This window comes from Flavobacterium eburneipallidum (assembly GCF_027111355.2).
GTDB classification, from domain to species: domain Bacteria; phylum Bacteroidota; class Bacteroidia; order Flavobacteriales; family Flavobacteriaceae; genus Flavobacterium; species Flavobacterium eburneipallidum.
In genome coordinates this window covers 1701646-1721316 of the sequence record NZ_CP114291.2, presented here as the reverse complement: position 1 = coordinate 1721316, position 19671 = coordinate 1701646, and the positions used below count along the sequence as shown (strand labels likewise).

At 33.6% G+C, this 19671-nt stretch carries 9 protein-coding genes; 6 read left to right on the top strand and 3 right to left on the bottom strand.

Annotation, left to right across the window (positions count from 1 at the left end; genetic code table 11):
- Positions 1-119: 119 nt before the first annotated feature.
- The 4 genes from gltB to OZP15_RS07065 all read left to right on the top strand — a co-directional run bounded on the left by gltB (position 120) and on the right by OZP15_RS07065 (position 11204).
- Positions 120-4634, top strand: coding sequence for a glutamate synthase large subunit (gene gltB / locus OZP15_RS07080; RefSeq protein ID WP_489886134.1), 4515 nt, complete (start codon positions 120-122; stop codon positions 4632-4634).
- Between the two features lie 2 nt (positions 4635-4636).
- A complete protein-coding gene (locus tag OZP15_RS07075) occupies positions 4637-6097 on the top strand; it encodes a glutamate synthase subunit beta (protein ID WP_281337386.1) in 1461 nt (486 codons plus the stop codon).
- A 167-nt stretch (positions 6098-6264) separates the two neighbouring features.
- Positions 6265-7272 (top strand): virulence RhuM family protein, encoded by a 1008-nt coding sequence (locus tag OZP15_RS07070; RefSeq protein WP_269227751.1) that lies wholly within the window; start codon positions 6265-6267, stop codon positions 7270-7272.
- Between the two features lie 224 nt (positions 7273-7496).
- On the top strand, positions 7497-11204 hold the full coding sequence (locus OZP15_RS07065; protein WP_281337385.1) for a DUF7149 domain-containing protein: 3708 nt from the start codon (positions 7497-7499) through the stop codon (positions 11202-11204).
- Here OZP15_RS07065 and OZP15_RS07060 read toward each other — a convergent pair.
- Positions 11188-12078: a TaqI-like C-terminal specificity domain-containing protein gene (locus OZP15_RS07060; RefSeq protein ID WP_281337384.1), complete on the bottom strand. Its 891-nt coding sequence runs from the start codon at positions 12076-12078 to the stop codon at positions 11188-11190. The two genes, OZP15_RS07065 and OZP15_RS07060, sit on opposite strands and share 17 nt — an antisense overlap.
- Before the next feature lie 93 nt (positions 12079-12171).
- Here OZP15_RS07060 and OZP15_RS07055 point away from each other — a divergent pair, with 93 nt between their 5' ends.
- A complete protein-coding gene (locus OZP15_RS07055; RefSeq protein ID WP_269227747.1) occupies positions 12172-12780 on the top strand; it encodes a master DNA invertase Mpi family serine-type recombinase in 609 nt (202 codons plus the stop codon).
- A gap of 174 nt (positions 12781-12954) precedes the next feature.
- Positions 12955-14172, top strand: coding sequence for a diaminopimelate decarboxylase (gene lysA, locus OZP15_RS07050; RefSeq protein ID WP_281337383.1), 1218 nt, complete (start codon positions 12955-12957; stop codon positions 14170-14172).
- An 83-nt stretch (positions 14173-14255) separates the two neighbouring features.
- Here the strand turns inward: lysA and OZP15_RS07045 are convergent, their stop codons facing one another.
- Together OZP15_RS07045 and OZP15_RS07040 are read right to left on the bottom strand one after the other, a co-directional pair.
- A complete protein-coding gene (locus OZP15_RS07045) occupies positions 14256-14957 on the bottom strand; it encodes a DUF2225 domain-containing protein (protein ID WP_281337382.1) in 702 nt (233 codons plus the stop codon).
- 30 nt (positions 14958-14987) lie between these two features.
- Entirely contained in the window at positions 14988-19529 is a 4542-nt protein-coding gene (locus OZP15_RS07040; protein WP_281337381.1) for a rhamnogalacturonan lyase family protein, read from the bottom strand.
- Positions 19530-19671 lie beyond the last annotated feature (142 nt).

Here is a 19671-nt window from a genome sequence, read left to right as displayed (position 1 = left end):
GAATAATTAATCATTTTAGAAACGTTTTTCTATTATTACTGTAAAAATAGAAAGTAAGCACCGTTTTCAATTCATTATATTTAATGAAATCTTTATTTTTGCATTAAAAATTAATTAGCATGAAAATTAAAGAACAAGGTCTTTATTTACCAGAATTCGAGCATGAAAACTGTGGAGCTGGGTTTATCTGCAACCTTAAAGGCGAGAAAACAAATCAAATCATACACGACGCATTAGAAATCCTTGTAAAATTGGAACACCGTGGAGGAGTTAGTTCTGACGGAAAAACTGGAGATGGTGCTGGACTATTAATTGATATTCCTCACGAATACTTCAATAGAGTTTGTGATTTCAAATTACCAGAAGCACGTCAATATGCTGTTGGAATGGTGTTTTTACCAAAAACGGATAATCAATACGTTTTTTGTAAAGATGTATTAGAGAAAGAAATCAAAAACCAAGGACTAACCATTCTAGGATGGAGAGAAGTTCCTGTTGATTCAACTCAATTAGGACAAATTGCTTTGGCTTCAGAGCCAAAAATTGATCAAATATTCGTTGGTAAAAGTGAAGCTATCGATGATGCTACCTTTAAAGCTAAATTGTATGCTGCTCGTAAAATTGCGGAGCACACAATTATCAACTCAAAAATATCAGAGAGCTCGTATTTTTATATTCCGAGTTTATCCACTACTACCTTAATATATAAAGGTATTATTATGCCCGAAGATATCGGACCATATTATACCGATTTACAACAAACCGATTTAGTAACTCGTTTGGCGTTAGTTCACCAGCGTTTCTCTACCAATACAATGCCTTCTTGGGATTTGGCTCAACCGTTTAGATATATCTGTCAAAATGGTGAGATTAATACCTTGCGTGGCAACGTAAGTAGAATGCGTGTTCGTGAAGAAATAATGAAAAGCGATGTCTTTGGTCCACAAATCGATAAATTATTTCCAATCATCATTCCAGGAAAATCAGATTCTGCTTCTATGGATATGGTTGTTGAATTATTGATGCACACTGGAAGATCATTGCCTGAAGTTATGATGATGATGATTCCGGAAGCATGGGAAAAACACCAAACAATGTCTCCAGAACGAAAAGCTTTCTATGAATACAATGCTTGTATCATGGAACCTTGGGATGGTCCTGCTTCTGTTCCGTTTTCAGATGGAGATTATGTAGGTGCTTTATTAGATCGTAATGGTTTGAGACCTTCGAGATATACCGTAACAAAAAGCGGAAAATTAATTATGGCATCAGAAATTGGTGTTGTAGAAGTAGCTCCAGAAGATGTAGAGAGCCATGGTAGATTAGAGCCAGGAAAAATGTTCTTGGTAGATATGAACGAAGGACGTATCATCAATGATGAAGAAATTAAAAGTAAAATCGTTTCTGAAAGACCTTATCAAGAATGGTTGAAAGAATATAGATTACACTTAAGAGATGTACCTTTTACTTCTGAAGTTTGCCCAATTGAAACTATCGATTTACCTACAAGAGAGCGTCTTTTTAACTATACGTTAGAAGATATTCAGGATATGATTACTCCAATGGCTCAAACAGGTAAAGAAGCTTTAGGTTCTATGGGTACTGACACTCCTCTTGCTGTTTTATCAGATAGACCACAATTGATTTCGAATTATTTCAAACAATTGTTTGCACAAGTTACCAATCCGCCTTTAGACGGTATCCGTGAAGAAATTGTAACTGATATTAGTTTAGCTTTAGGTCAGGATCGCAACATCTTTGACATTTCAAGCAAACAATGCCGAAAATTAAGAATTCAAAACCCTGTTATTTCTAATAGAGATTTAGAAAAAATTAGAAACATATCTGTAGATCATTTCAAAGCTGAAACTATCGAAATCTTATATCCAAAAGCCAAAGGATTAAATGGTTTAGAAGATGCTTTAGATTCTATCATTGTTCAAATTACAAAAGCAGTTGAAAGAGGAACTAACATCATTATCTTATCAGATAGAGGTGTGAATAAAGAGTTTGCACCAATTCCTTCTTTATTAGCTTGTTCTTATGTAAACCACCAAATGAACCGTTTGCGCAAGCGTTCTTATTTTGATATCATCATCGAGTCGGCTGAACCACGTGAACCACATCATTTTGCAACCTTATTTGGATATGGTGCAAGTGCAATAAACCCTTATATGGTAAACGAAATTATTCGTGTACAAGTACAAGAAGGTTTTATTACTGGTATTGATGAAGATAAAGCAGTTTACAATTTCAATAAAGCCATTGGTTCTGGATTGTTGAAAATCATGAACAAAATTGGAATCTCTACTTTACATTCTTACAGAGGTTCTCAAATTTTTGAAATCGTTGGTTTCAACTCAAAATTTGTTGAAAAATATTTTCCATACACAGCTTCTAGAATTCAAGGTATTGGATTGTATGAAATTGAAAAAGAAATTAGTGAAAGATACAAATATGCTTATCCAGACAATTTAATTCCAAATAGATTAGGACTAAATATTGGTGGAGAATACCGATGGAGACGTAATGGGGAAAGACACATGTTTAACCCTACTACTATTGCTAAATTACAACAAGCAGTACGATTAAGCGACCAAGCAAGTTATAATGAATATGCAAAAACAGTAAACGATCAAGCACAAAGTTTAATGACCATTCGTGGTTTATTTGAATTTGCGAACTTGAATCCAATTCCATTAGACGAAGTAGAACCATGGACAGAAATCGTGAAACGTTTCAAAACGGGAGCAATGTCATATGGATCAATCTCTAGAGAAGCACACGAGAATTTAGCGATTGCCATGAACCGTATTGGAGGTAAATCCAATTCAGGAGAAGGTGGAGAAGATAGAAAACGTTTTCAACCAGACATCAATGGAGACAGCCGTAACTCGGCTATCAAACAAGTAGCTTCTGGACGTTTTGGAGTAACTTCTCACTACTTATCTAGTGCAAAAGAAATTCAAATTAAAATGGCTCAAGGTGCAAAACCTGGAGAAGGTGGTCAATTACCGGGTGATAAAGTATTGCCTTGGATTGCCGAAGCTCGTAACTCAACTCCATTCGTTGGATTGATTTCGCCACCGCCACACCACGATATTTACTCTATTGAAGATTTAGCACAATTGATTTTTGACTTGAAAAATGCCAATAGAGAAGCTCGTATCAATGTGAAATTAGTTTCTGAAGTAGGTGTTGGAACAATTGCTGCAGGTGTTGCTAAAGCAAAAGCAGACGTGGTTTTAATTGCAGGTTATGATGGTGGAACAGGAGCTTCTCCTCTGACATCATTGAAACACGCAGGTCTTCCTTGGGAACTTGGATTGGCTGAAGCACAACAAACTTTAGTTTTGAACAACTTAAGAAGTAGAATAGTTGTAGAATGTGACGGACAATTGAAAACAGGTCGTGACGTAGCTATCGCTGCATTATTAGGAGCTGAAGAATTTGGTTTTGCCACTGCACCTCTTGTAGCTTCAGGTTGCATTATGATGCGTAAATGTCACTTAAATACTTGTCCAGTTGGTATTGCAACTCAAGATAAAGAATTACGCAAAAACTTCAAAGGAACACCAGAACACGTTATTAACTTCTTCTACTATGTTGCTGAAGAGTTAAGAGGTATTATGGCTCAATTAGGTTTCAGAACTTTGGGCGAAATGGTGGGACAAACACATAAAATCAATTCTAATAAAGCCATTACACATTACAAAGCGAAAGGATTGGATTTATCATCAATCTTGCACACTCCTGATGGATATAGCGAAAGAATCGTTAAGAACACAGAAAAACAAGATCACGGTTTAGATGATGTATTGGATTTCCAAATTTTGAAAGACGCTCACCGTGCTTTGTACAGAAAAGAAAAAATGACTTTAAATTACCCTATCAATAACACGGATCGTTCTGTTGGAGCTATTGTAAGTAATGAAATTTCAAAAATATATGCTCACCTTGGTTTACCAGAAGACACTTTAAACATTAACTTCACTGGTTCTGCTGGTCAAAGTTTAGGCGCTTTTAGTGCTCATGGTTTAACATTTACTGTAGAAGGAAATACCAATGACTATTTAGGAAAAGGACTTTCTGGAGCTAAATTAATCATCAAGAAACCAGCAACTGCAACTTTCGTTGCTGAAAACAATATTATCGTTGGAAACGTTTGTTTGTTTGGAGCTATTGAAGGAGAAGCGTACATCAATGGTATTGCAGGAGAACGTTTTGCTGTTCGTAACTCTGGAGCAACAGCTGTTGTAGAAGGTGTTGGAGATCACGGTTGTGAATATATGACTGGTGGTAAAGTAGTTGTTTTAGGAGAAACAGGAAGAAACTTTGCAGCAGGTATGAGTGGTGGTATTGCTTACATATATGATCCAAAAAACAAATTCACCAACGGTTTGTGCAATACTGAATCAATTGCATTTGAAGAAATCGAAGCAGAAGAAGCAGAAGAATTGAAAGCATTGATTGCAAAACACGTATCATACACCAACAGTACTCGTGGAGCTGAATTATTAGCAGATTGGACCAATAGCTTGGCTAATTTTGTAAAAGTAATGCCTACAGAATACAAAAAAGCGTTGAAACGTTTGGAGACAGAAGAAAAAATGGTAGAAGAATTAACAGCATAATAATGGGAAAAGTAACAGGTTTTAAAGAATTCGAAAGACAAGATGAAACATACACAGCAGTAAAAGAGCGTATAGGACATTATAATGAATTTACGGTTCCTTTGAGTGAAGCTGAAATAACAAAACAAGGATCCCGTTGCATGGATTGCGGAATTCCTTTTTGTCATAGTGGATGTCCTCTAGGAAATTTGATACCCGATTTTAATCACATGGTACACCAAGGCGAATGGCAAAAAGCCTCTTGGATACTACATTCAACAAATAACTTCCCTGAATTTACAGGACGTTTATGCCCTGCTCCATGCGAAAAAGCATGTGTATTAGGAATTATTGAAGAACCTATTTCTATTGAAAACATAGAAAAAAATATTGTTGAACGTGCTTTTGCCGAAGGTTGGATTAAACCACAACCACCAAAAGTAAGAACTGGAAAAACTGTGGCTGTAGTAGGTTCAGGACCTGCTGGTTTAGCTGCTGCGCAACAATTGAACAGAGCAGGACACTTGGTTACTGTATTTGAAAGAGAAGATGCTGTAGGTGGATTATTGCGCTACGGTATTCCTAATTTCAAAATGGAAAAAGGAGTAATTGACCGTCGTGTAGCTATATTAGAAGCCGAAGGTATAACATTCCAAACAAATACTAACGTTGGTGTTAACTATGAAATCAATGATTTGAAAGCTTTTGATTCTATTGTACTTTGCGGAGGAGCAACAGAAAGAAGAGGCTTACCAACTCCAGGTGCTGATGCAGACGGAGTAGTTCAAGCAATGGATTTCTTGACACAACAAACAAAAGTTGTTTTTGGTCAAAAAATAGAAAACCAAATAATGGCTACTGGTAAAGATGTAATCGTAATTGGTGGTGGAGATACAGGTTCCGACTGTGTAGGTACATCTAATCGCCACGGTGCAAAATCAGTAACTAACTTTGAGATTATGCCAAAACCTCCAGTAGGAAGAAGCGAATCAACACCATGGCCTTACTGGCCGCTACAACTGAAAACTTCTTCTTCTCACAAAGAAGGTGTTGAAAGAAACTGGTTGATTAACACCAAAGAATTCGTTAAAGATGCCAATGGTAAATTAATCGCCCTAAAAACAGTTAACGTAGAATGGAAAATGGTTCCTGGTCAACGTCCAGAATTAATTGAAGTTGCTGGTTCTGAAAAAACATGGCCTTGTGATTTAGCTTTGTTAGCTTTAGGATTTACAGGCCCTGAAAAAACTTTAGCAGAACAATTAGGTATCGAATTGGATTTCAGAAGCAACTACAAAGCAGAATATGGTAAATACCAAACCAATGTTTCAAACATCTTTACTGCTGGTGATATGCGTCGTGGACAGTCATTGATTGTTTGGGCAATCTCTGAAGGTCGCGAAGCTGCTAGACAAGTAGATATTTACTTAATGGGTTCATCTAACCTACCTACTAAAGAAGGTGGTGATTTACCTGGAGTATAATAAACCAATAAATATTTATATAAAAGACCTTGATTCATTTCAAGGTCTTTTTTTTGTTTAAAATTTCTTAAAAACGTTGCAAAAATTATTTTAATTCGAAATAGATTATTAGTTGAAAAAGATTACTTTTAGTGGATAATTTTAAAGATTAGAAATCCAAGCTTTATATGTCAGAAGAACAAAACATCATTATTTACAACACCCAAGATGGGAAGTCTGCCGTTTCGCTTTTTGTCAAAGGAGATTCGGTTTGGATGAATCAACAACAGCTTGCAGAACTTTTTGACACCTCTAAACAAAACATAGGACAACACATTAACAATATACTAGAAGACAATGAGTTAGATTCAAATTCAGTTGTAAAGGATTACTTTACAACTGCCTCGGATGGCAAAAATTACAATGTTACTTTTTATAGTTTAGATATGATTCTTGCTATTGGTTTTAGGGTAAGAAGCAAGCGAGGAACACAATTCAGACAATGGGCAAATCGCAATCTGAAAGAATATATGATTAAGGGATTTGTGATGGATGACGAACGTCTTAAAAACCCTGACGGAAGACCTGATTATTTTGATGAGCTACTTGCGAGAATAAGAGATGTAAGAGCTTCTGAAAAACGTTTTTATCAAAAAGTAAGAGATTTGTTTGCCTTGAGCAGCGATTATGATGTTACTGACAAAGCAACTCAAATGTTTTTTGCCGAAACACAGAATAAATTACTCTTTGCCATTACAGGAAAAACGGCTGCCGAAATTATTGTAAGCAGAGCTAATGCCAACGAAACCAATATGGCATTGACCAGTTGGAAAGGTACAGTAGTCAGAAAACAAGATGTTTTTATTGCAAAGAATTACCTAACCAAAGATGAAATAGACAGTCTTAATCGTTTTATTGTTGTCTTTTTAGAAACAGCCGAATTACGAGCCAAGAACAGACAGGATATTACAATGAATTTTTGGAAAGAAAATGTAGATAAAATTTTAGACCTTAACAACAAACCCATTTTACAAGGCAAAGGCAATATCAGTAATGCACAAATGGAGGAAATGGCAGAAAAAGTATATCTCGCTTTTAACACCAAACGAAAAACAGAAGAAGCAAAAAAAGCAGATGACGAAGATTTAGAAGTGCTGAAAGCCTTGGAAAAGGAGATTAAAAACAATAAGAAATAATACTAAATTGATGCGTTTGAAATCATTTTCATAAAAATTTTAATTATGGCGAATTCGCCATAATTAAAACTAAATTGAATAGTTATAAACTTAAAACCAAATAGCCATTACACAATTGAAATCGCTAATGGGAAACCAAAATATCAAGAAACTAAAATAAGTAAATATCGTTTTTCTGACATCAGCAAAACGATAAAAATATAAAATCCTTAATGGTAAATTAAATGGAAATAAAAATACTTAAACCTCGTAAAGCACTCAATAAAGCGTATCTAAAAGTAAAACCGAATAGAATTGATATTGAAAATTTCAAGACTAATCTTATTCAATTATTAGATAGAATCAATGATAAAGAATCCGAGGAATTCCATAAAAATATAGTTTCTGACTTTCTTAAAAAAACATATTACGAAGCCAATCATTTCATTAATACGAGAGGAAAAAATGATTTGGTTATTCATAATAACAGTACTGCTAAAAGTTCAGTTGGTGTAATTATTGAAGCTAAAAAAATCAGTAATAAATCTGAAATGGTTAGCGAAAAAAGCCTGAATGCAAAAGCATTACAGGAATTAGTGCTTTATTATTTACGGGAAAGAATTACACATAAAAATCTTGAAGTCAAAAATTTAGTAATTACCAATATTTATGAATGGTACATTTTTGATGCAGTTGTGTTTGAAAAATTATTTGCTAAAAATAAAAATTTAGTAAAGCAATTTGAAGATTTTGAAAACAATAGATTATCGGGTAATACAACCGATTTTTTCTATTCAGAAATTGCCAAACCATTTATCGGGAATATCACTCAAGAAATAGAATACACTTATTTCGATATCCGAGACTATCAAAAAATCATCACTAATAATAATACAAAAGATGATAATGAGCTTATCGCTTTATACAAACTTTTGTCTCCCGAGCATTTATTAAAACTTCCTTTTACCAATGATAGTAATACATTAGACAAACGTTTCTATAATGAACTCTTACACATTATAGGTTTAATAGAAACAAAAGATGGAGGTAAAAGATTGATTGAACGCAATAAAGAAGGACAGCGCCATTCAGGAACTATATTGGAAGATACCATTATCCAATTAGACAGTCTGGATAAAATCAGTAGATTAGATAAAGCTTTTTTGTATGGTGAAACACATCAAGAACGTTTGTTTAATGTAGCTCTGACATTAAACATTACTTGGATTAACCGAATTCTTTTTTTAAAATTACTTGAAGCGCAATTAATTACCTACCACAAAGGTGACAAATCCTATTCGTTTCTGAATTTAGAAAGAATCAAAGAATATGATGATTTGAACAGTTTATTTTTTCAGGTATTAGCTCGAAAACACGAAGAAAGAAACGACGATGTAAAAAAACTTTTTGAAAAAGTTCCGTATTTAAATAGTTCGCTATTTGAACCAACAGAAATAGAACATTCAACACTTTTCATCAGTAATTTAAAAGATGACAAGAAAATACCTGTCCTTTCTACGACAGTTTTGAAAGATGAACAAGGCAAGAAACGAACAGGAAATTTAACCACTTTAGAATATCTTTTCGAATTCCTAAATGCTTATGATTTTAGCAGTGAAGGTTCAGAAGAAATTCAGGAAGACAACAAAACGTTGATTAATGCTTCCGTTTTAGGATTAATTTTCGAAAAAATAAATGGCTATAAAGACGGTTCTTTCTTTACTCCTGGAATCATTACGATGTATATGTGTCGCGAAACATTGCGAAAAACTGTTGTCCAAAAATTTAATGATACGAAAGGATGGGATTGTAAAGAATTTGATGAATTGTACAATAAAATCCAAGATAAAAAAGAAGCCAATCAAATCATAAACAGTATTAAAATATGTGATCCCGCTGTTGGTTCTGGTCACTTTTTAGTTTCTGCTTTAAATGAATTAATTGCCATCAAAAATGATTTAAAAATCTTGCAGGACAAAGAAGGAAGAAATTTAAATTTTTATCACGTTGAAGTGGAAAATGATGAACTTATTGTAACTGATGAAGATGGAAAGTTATTTGATTACAATCCTAATAACAAAGAAAGCCAACGCATTCAGGAAACCTTATTTCACGAAAAACAACTCATTATTGAAAACTGTTTATTTGGTGTAGATATCAATCCAAACTCGGTAAAAATCTGTCGTTTGCGTTTGTGGATTGAGTTATTAAAAAATACTTATTACAAAAACAAAACCGAACTGGAAACGTTACCAAATATTGATATTAATATCAAAAATGGAAATTCACTTATTAGCCGTTTTCCTTTGAATAGTGATTTGAAGGCATCATTAAAGAAAAGTAAAATTTCAATTGACGATTATAAAAATGCCGTTGCCAATTATAGAAATGCTGTAAGTAAAGAACAAAAATGGGATTTAGAAAAACTGATTAATGAAATTAAAAACAATTTCAGAACCGAAATCAACAAAAACAGCAAGGAAATAAAAGACTTACAAAAATTTAGAGCTGACTATTTTACAAAATATGAAAGTGTTCAATTATTTGAAGCCACTTTAACTAAAGCACAACAGAAAGACAAAAAAGAACTTGAAAGTAAAATCCAAAAAATTGAGGATTTTATAGAGGAAATTACAAATAACAAAATTTATGAAAATGCCTTTGAATGGCGTTTTGAATTCCCTGAAGTTTTAGATGATGAAGGCGATTTTATTGGCTTTGATGCCATTATTGGAAATCCGCCATATATCCAATTGCAAAAAATGGGAGCCGATAGTGATGCGCTACAAAAAATAGGATATGAAACTTTTGCCCGAACAGGTGATATTTATAGTTTATTTTATGAATTGGGGCATCAAATTTTAAAAGATAAAGGCTTGCTAACATTTATTACTTCAAATAAATGGATGCGTGCCGCTTATGGTGAAAGTTTACGAAAGTTTTTTATTGAGAAAACAAATCCACTGGTTTTAATTGATTTTGGCGGTACACAAATCTTTGATACAGCAACAGTCGATACGAATATATTAATGTTTTCAAAGGATAAAAATAGGCAACAAACACAAGCTTGTATTGTCAAAGAAAAGATGTTAATTAATTTGAGCGATTATGTTAGACAATTTTCTAATTTTTCTGAATTCAATACTTCTGAAAGTTGGGTAATTTTAAGTGAAATAGAACAACGCATAAAGACTAAAATCGAGGCAGTTGGAAAACCATTACGTGATTGGGATATTAAAATTTATCGTGGAATTTTAACAGGCTACAATGAAGCTTTCATCATTGATGGAAAAAAGAAAGATCAATTGATAAAAGAAGATCCCAAATCTGCCGAAATTATACGACCTATTTTACGTGGCAGAGACATTAAAAAATATAGTTATGATTTTGCGGATTTATGGTTAATAAATACTCATAATGGAATTAAAGAAAAAGGGGTAAAGCCTATAAATATAGAGAATTATCCTGTAATCAAAAATCATCTTGACCAATTTTATCAAATATTAGAAAAACGCACTGACAAAGGAGATAGTTTATACAATTTAAGAAACTGTGCTTATATGGAGGATTTTTATAAACAAAAAATTATTTTTCAAGAAATGGTGCAAGAATCAAGTTTTATTCTTGATTATGAAGGAAAATATATGTGTTTAGATACCGCCAGAATTATTACTGGTAATGATTTAGATATTTTAATCGCCGTTCTCAATTCTAATTTATTTTTCTATGCGGTTAAAACATTTTATGGTGGTGGTGGTTTAGGTGAAACCGGCATTAGAATGAAACATACTTTTTTTGAAAATTTTCCTATGCCTAATTTTTTAGACAATGAGAAAAAAAATCTTAAAACATTAATAGAGACTTCTTTATCATCGTTAGAAAATATTGATGAAATTATATATAAATCATTTGACTTAACAGATGAAGAAATAGATTTTATTGAATCTCAATAAATCCTACTTCATTTTTCTCTTCATCTGTTAAATTATATAATTCAAAAATTTTATTATCAATTTGAAGTTCAATTTCTTTCGAAGCTTCATTATTATATTTTAAATAATGAACTTTATCAATTAAACTTTTGAAGTGTAAATTCATTTCTTCTGAAATATGCAAAATAGAAATTTTGTCAAAAAATATTTTACTTAACTCTCTAGTACCTCCTTGTAGTTCAGGAAAATTTTCTTTGAAGCAATATTTAAACAAAGATGAATTAAGAAAAGCAACCAAAAATTCAATTTTTTCTCCTGTGATTATAAAGCATTTTTGATTAGTTAAATATTCTTTATCGTCATACATAAAAGGTAAGAATTTTGTCATATTAGGATAAATGATTTTTGGTCTAAAAAAATCCTCCCAATAACTTATCGAATCTTGTGTTTCAAACCATTGATTATTAGTCTTTTTTCTTGCTCCTTTATCTCCAGTTTGTTTTAATCTGTCAAAACCAAAACCTATAAGATGTTGTTTTACAGAAGGATAAGAATCTATATCTATTTTTAAGCTAGGAAAAGTAGTAATTAAGTATAAATCAGCATATTCGTGAGAATAACGTTTAATATCTCTTCCACGAAGTAACGGTCGTATAATATCAGCAGATTTTGGATCTTCTGCTATTAGTTGATCTTTCTTCTTCCCATCAATAATAAACGCTTCATTATATCCAGTTTTAATGCCATAATTTATACGGATATTCCAATTCTTTAATGGAGTGCCAATACGTTCAATCTTAATCTTAATTTGCTTTTCAATTGAAGAAAGAACCACCCAACTTTCAGAAGTATTGAATTCAGAAAAATTAGAAAATTGACTAACATAATCGCTCAAATACTGCTGTTTAAAATAGTCTGTTTTAATTTATACAGTTCTAGTTTATTTTATACAATACATTTACTCAATAAATTTAAACAGAAAAAAATTATGATTTACGGTTACATCAGAGTAAGTACAGACAAACAGACTGTAGAAAATCAAAGGTATGAAATCAACCAATTTTGTGGTAAAAACACATACGTTGTCGATAAATGGATTGAAGAAACTATTTCGGGGTCAAAAAATGTAGATGAAAGAAAGTTAGGCAAACTGCTCAAAAAAATGAAAAAAGAAGATATTCTTATTTGCTCTGAACTTTCTCGTTTGGGTAGAAATCTATTGATGATTATGGGGGTTCTTAATGAATGTATGAACAGAGACATTCAGGTTTGGACCATTAAAGATAATTATCGATTAGGAAGTGATATTAATTCTAAAGTGCTTGCTTTTGCTTTTGGACTTTCTGCCGAAATAGAAAGAAATCTAATTTCACAACGCACCAAAGAAGCATTAGCCAGAAAACGTGCAGAAGGAGTTATTCTAGGGCGTCCAAAAGGAAGTAAATCGGCTAAAACTAAACTGACTGGACAGGAGAAAAAAATTCAGGATTTATTAGATAGAAAAGTTTCCTATAGTGCTATCGGAAGAATATTAAGTGTTCATCGACTGACCGTTTCGAGTTTTGTAAACAGAAATGAAGAAATTGTAAAAACCTAATTTGAATCTATGTCAAAATAAAATTCTAAATTTCTTTAACTACTTTTTTGTTTAAAAAATAAAAATTACATCGATATATGTTTATTTCAAAACAATTTGTTACAATTTGTTAGTTTTAAGTTTTCCTATTGTGGGAATCGATAAAGAGTAATAAATTTGCTTAAAAATAATATAATGCAAGCGAAAGACTTAGTACAATTAGCCGAACAATTTGGAAGTCCATTATACGTGTATGATGCGGCAAAAATCCAGTCACAATATAAAAGATTAACAGCTGCTTTTTCTAAAGTAGAAAAATTGCGTATCAATTATGCCATGAAGGCATTGTCTAACGTTGCCATTCTTCAATTGTTGAGAGAATGTGGCTCTTGTTTAGACGCTGTTTCTATTCAAGAAGTACAATTAGGACTTCATGCTGGATATTCTCCAGATCAAATCTTCTTTACGCCAAACGGTGTTTCTTTAGAAGAAATTGAAGAAGTTTCGGCTTTGGGTGTTCAAATCAATATTGATAACTTATCGATATTGGAGCAATTTGGAACAAAACATCCAACTGTTCCGGTTTGTATCCGTATCAATCCACACGTAATGGCGGGTGGAAATGCTAATATTTCGGTGGGGCATATCGATAGTAAATTTGGTATTTCTGTTCACCAATTACCACATTTAGTGCGTATTGTTGAAAATACAAAAATGAACATTGTTGGAATTCACATGCACACAGGTTCTGATATTTTAGATATTGAAGTGTTCTTGTATGCAGCTGAAATCTTGTTTGACGCTGCCAGAAACTTCAAAAATCTAGAGTTTTTAGATTTCGGAAGTGGATTTAAAGTACCTTATAAAAAAGACGATGTAGAAACCGACATTGAAGAATTGGGTAGAAAATTATCTAAAAGATTCAATGCTTTCTGCAAAGAATATGGTAAAGATTTGACTTTAATTTTTGAACCTGGTAAATTCTTGGTTAGTGAAGCTGGCTATTTCTTGGCTAAAGTAAATGTAGTAAAACAAACTACTTCTACTGTTTTTGCTGGTATTGATAGTGGTTTCAATCACTTAATACGACCAATGTTTTATGGTTCGCAACATTATATCGAAAACATTTCTAATCCAAAAGGGAAAGAGCGTTTTTACTCGGTTGTAGGATACATTTGCGAAACTGATACATTTGCCAGTAACCGCAGAATTGCAGAAATCAACGAAGGTGATATTTTGAGTTTCAGAAATGCAGGAGCGTATTGCTTCTCGATGTCATCGAACTACAATTCAAGATACAAACCTGCTGAAGTATTATGGTTGAACGGCGAAGGTCATTTGATTCGTGCTCATGAAACATTTGAAGACTTACTCAAAAATCAAATTCCATTGCCTGTTAAGGCAACAGTATAGTCATAAAAAAAAACAGTAGCAAAAAAAATTGCTACTGTTTTTTTTTTGGTTTAATAGTCAAAAATGGTTGGTGATTTTTGATTTTAAATACTATTAATGTCATTTTTTTTGACTGCAAGTTCCTTTTGTATAACAACCATTTCTTCTATCCACGAACTTTTTTTAGGGCTTTTGATTACTAAATCGTAATACTTTATGGCGTTCTTAAAATCGGATGTACGTCTATACAATTCAGCTATTAGATAATTTATGGAAGTTAGTTCCACTGGATTAGCATATTCATTATTAGCAATTGCTTTTACAAAATAGGATCTCGCTTTGTTTTGTAACTCTTTTCGATAAGCTACTTTTTGGGGATTCATTTTCAAGACATAAGAGCCTATCAAAAAATAATTAGCTATTTTATCATTCCTTTCTTTGAGAAACTCTTTTAGTTCAGCTGTTATTTGGCATTGATTGGCATCGTCAATTTTGAGTCCTTCGTATTTGGATAAAAAAGTCTTTATTTTTACTTTTTCAGCATCGTTGTATTGGATTTTAAAATCAGCTATAAAGCCCGAATATTTGCATTTAGGGCAACTTTTTATCAATTCCTGATAGTAATCGTTCATGTGTTCTTTCGTCTGAAAATCGGCATAATTTCCATAAGCCGAAGAACCGCCATAAACACAAAACTTTACGTCCACATTATCGATTGGGCACTTCACCATTTGTGGATGACATTCATGTGCAAAAAGCAATTTGCTAGTCAATAAAAGAGCTATTAATAAGATTCTATTTTTCATTGTATCTTTTTGATGTTTGTAAATCAAGTCTTATTCTTTTATAATTCTTTCGCTGAATGATAATTTATCTTTCGCTATTTTGACAACATAAATTCCAGCTGAATAATTTTGAATATCAACTTTAACGTATGCGTCTTTGGTTTCGATGGTTTTTAATTTAACACCTAAAATAGTGTAGATTTCAACAGTTGCTCCCAAAAATTCATTTGGCAAATCGATAGCAAAACTATTTTTTACTGGATTTGGGAAAATTTTTATTTCGCTGTCTTTAGTAACGGTATTGGTTGACAATGAAGTGGACACTTTTAACAATCCATCGGTTTTTAGCATTGACGTATCCCAACTTAATCCTGCTCCTGGAGTGGCTGGATTGATGCTCGTAAAATTGCCATTAATAGTCGTTGCATTAAAAATTTTGAATGAATTGCCAGCAGCAAAATTCACTCCACTTCTGTTGACTACGTTAAGCGTTCCGTTTAAGGTTACTACATTGGCTCCAGTTGTTAAAACATCCGAAGTGTTTGTGTCAGCATATACATCTGTTTCATACGTACTTCCTGCTTGCATCGTTACTGATTTGTTCACTGTTAATGTTCCCAATAAAGGATAACCTGGTGCTAAAGTTCCTCCGCTAGCAACACTAATGGTGTTAGCCAAAATACCAGTTCCAGACAAAGTTCCTCCATTATTGATGGTTAGTGCTCCTGTACCCGCTCCGTTTCCTGTGGTATTGTTGACAATCAATTTTCCACCATTTACATTGGTCACTCCTGTGTATGTATTGGCATTTGTCAAAATCAAAGAGCCTGTACCTACTTTGGTAAGCAGGTTGCTAGCAATCACACCATTAAATTGTGAATCAATGTTTTTTGCTCCAATTTCCCAGTTAGCGCTTGCTAGTCGTGAAGTAGTTATACCATTTAAAGCTCCAAACCTTACTGTTCTGTTTGTGCTAGTCGATAAATAAGCATTTGGTACTGTGCCATCAAGACCGTTACCAGTAAGATTTACCGTTGCATTGGCATATCCAAAGGTATTATTTAATCTAAAATCTCCATTAATATTAAGTACTCCTGTAAAGGCTGACCAATCGCCTCTAAACTCGGTGCGAATGAATGGCGTAGTCAAATTTAATGTGCCTGCTCCTGTCAATTTAACATTCAAGTTACAACGTCCGTCAGGTGTAAAAGAACCAATTTTATCCAATGGTACTTCAATGTTCCACAAAGGATCATCATAAGCACGTCTATCTTCCATAATCAAAGCTCCAGATTCGATAATTAATTTTCCTTGAGTTCCTAGTCCGCTAGTATTTCCTAAAGCACCTCTCAATAAAATTTTACCTTCTTTTAAAGTGGTTGTACCTGAATAAGAATTGTTAAATAATAAATTTAATGATCCTGGGCCTTCTTTTACTAAATTCCCTGTACCTGTAATATCTCCAGTAAAAATAGCATAGTTAGCCGCAGTCGGAATACGGATTGAAGATGTTCCTGTAATGGTCAATGCTCTGTCGGTAGTACTATTTTGATTGATTTGTAAGGTGGCGTTATTCAACACAAGATTACCCGCTGTATTGGCTGTAGTTCCTAAAGAAGATACTTCTCCACCATTGTTGATGACAGCTACTGCTAAAGTTCCGCCATTTACAATTGTTTTACCTGTATAAGTATTTTTTGTTAAGTCAAGCGTAACTTTATTGGTATTCGATTTGACTATATCTCCTGCTCCGTCAATAACTCCAGTTCCTGAAATGGTATAATCGCTAGTTGCATCAAAATTGACTCCCGAAGTATTGGCAATAACCGAAAGTTGAACTGTTTTGTTCAATCCCGTTTCATCAAAAATGACAGCATCTTTTGGAGTAAAAGCTGTGGCAGCTGCACTTAAATCGAAATTTTTTGTAGCAGAATCCCATTTGTTGTCAACCGAAGCCTTCCAAGTGATGGTTCCTGGACTGCGCAAACTGGCAATTTTAAGTTTTATTTCGTTGTTTTCTATGATAACTTCATTAGGAATTCCATCTAAACCTACCACTATAAAATCAGTTGCTACAGCCGTAAGTGTCGCTGTCGATTTGATCAAGGTATAAGTTCCTTCTTTTACATCACTATCTTTGAATGCAACAATAATACTATTTTTCCCTGAAAAAGTGATGTTTCCGTTTACAATCAAATCATCATTTATTTTTGTTGAACCTGGTACAATATCAAAAGCGAAATTATTATTTCCGGGAACTACCAGATTTCCGTTAATGGTTAAAGAACCTATTGAACTGGCGTCGATACCATTGCCTGGATTAATTCTTCCTCCGTCAATATTAAATCCTTTTTCTAAAATAACGCCACCTTTATAAGTTCCAGTTCCGCCAATAGCTCCTTTTGGCTTTACGGTTACTGGACTTTCTAAAGTTCCGTTTACATTTAGTGCTCCATCAGAAACTAATGTTGTCCCTGTGTAATCATAATTACCGTTGAAAGTTACAGCTCCAGAAAGACTTTTGACAAAATCCATTGTTCCAGTCAGTTTTCCTGATCCTGAAAAAATATAATCTTTCCCAGCTGGATTCATTGCCCATATTTTCTTTGGCGAAAAATCGCTATTCAATACAATTGGACTAGCATTATTTCCTCTTGAATCAAACATTACAACATCATTATTTACATACAAAGCACTTCCTCCGTTAGATGCCCAGTTACTCGAAGTGGTATCCCATGCAAAACTGTTAGTTCCTGTCCAATATTTATCTGCTTTTTGAATTGGTGAAATGGGTGGTTCTTGCATCCCTTCTCCAATATAAAAATCGGTCAAATGCCCTTGATAATAACCTCTAACGTGCATACTGTTTAGATAAGCTGGATTTTGAGACAAGGTATAAATTCTTTCATTGGTAGTAATTGGAGTAGTATAAATTCTCAATTCTTTTTGATCTGATGAGGCATAAATTACTTCTTCACGCCAATCTCCTAAAATGTCTCCGACAAAACTAGGTGTATTAGGACCTACATTGGGGTTTACTCCAAAAAAACTATTATTCCCGTCGATTTGAATTCTTGATTCAGAATCCCCGAGATAATTCCATTTGGTCATTCTTCCATAATCTAAATTCTCCGTCAATAAATCTCCATCCCAAAAAATTCTGAAATTAGGGTAAGAACTAGGCATATTTACGACAGAAGTTGGTGCACCCGACACGTTATAAAGGTGATCTGTAAAGGTATGAAACTCAAAACCCGAAAAACGTGGGTCAAAATCGCCTACGTTTCCTCTTGCCATATCTCGATTAGCTGGGTCTTTCTGTGTCAACAAAACCTGTCCTGTTTTGGCATCGGCATAATACCACATAATTCCAGATTTACTATATCCTTGTTGAATTCCATATTGTTCTAAACCGGGTCTGTTGGGATCCATATCTCCAATAAAAAAACGGTCACCATGATAAATATCCTTATCGGCTAATGTATAAAGCAAAGTACCATCATCATCAATAACAAAACCTTGGGGACATATTTCATCTTTTCCATCGCCATCTAAATCAATAATTCGTATTTGGTGTCCATAAGGAGTCGTTTTGCCTCCTTGATTTGCTGACAAGAACTGCCATTTTTGAACAAGCGTACCGTTTTTCCAATCCCAAGCAGTAGTCATTTCATTAAAATTAGTATCTCCAGTTCTATTCTTGGCTTCCCAAATTACACTAGGATGAATCCCATCCAAATAGGCAATTCCCAAATGTCCATTCATAGGACCTTCTACCAAATAGGGATTATTATATTGAGTTCTTGAAATTTCTGCCCCAGTCAATCCGTTTAAAACAGACATAAATTGAACATTGTTATTAGACTGATAATTTAATACTACTCCGTCACCAAATTTTACTCCATTGGCGGTTCTAATGATTACCTCGGCTTTTCCATCTTCATTTATATCATATACTTCTATATTATCTCCATGACCACAATCCAATGTAGATGAACCAGGTTCGTTATTATAAGTATCAAGACTATTAGGACCACAATCCAATTGCCACAAGAAAGTTCCGTCTTGTAAATACGCTTCCGCCAATATTGATCCTCCTCCACTTGGCGGAAATTTGACCAAAACAAAATCATAATCGCCATCACCATCCAAATCGCCTACTCGCACATAGTTGGTTGTATATCCCGCTGGAATTTGATTGATAGGTATACTCATGTATGATCGCCAAATTGTATTGGCAGGCATTACAAATGACCTGCTTGCTGCTTGCTCTACACCGTTTACTACTGCTTTTACATAATACTCGTTAGACACTGCAACATTTATAGCTGAATCAGTATAATTAGTACCTGCTGTAAGTACTGTTGAATTTAATTTTACTGCCGTTGCTCCGCCTGCGGAACGATACAAATTAAATCCTGTATTAGAAGGTTCAGTAGCAAGCAAACGCCAAGATACAAATGCTCTAGCAGTACCAGTGCGTATAGCTACAACCCCTCTATCCAAATCTTGGACAATGCGTTGGGCTTGAATTTTTGTTGTGGCAAAAACCAAACAAAGGATTAAAATGAATCTGATGGTATTGTTTTTCATGCTTAATTGATTTATGGTTAAATAGCTTGACAAATTTATTGTATTGCTAAAAAAAGGGCTTATCAAAACAAGCCAAAATATGTCAATAATTGACATAGGTGATAAAATACCAAGTATTTGGCGTTTTTTTTAGGTAGTAAAT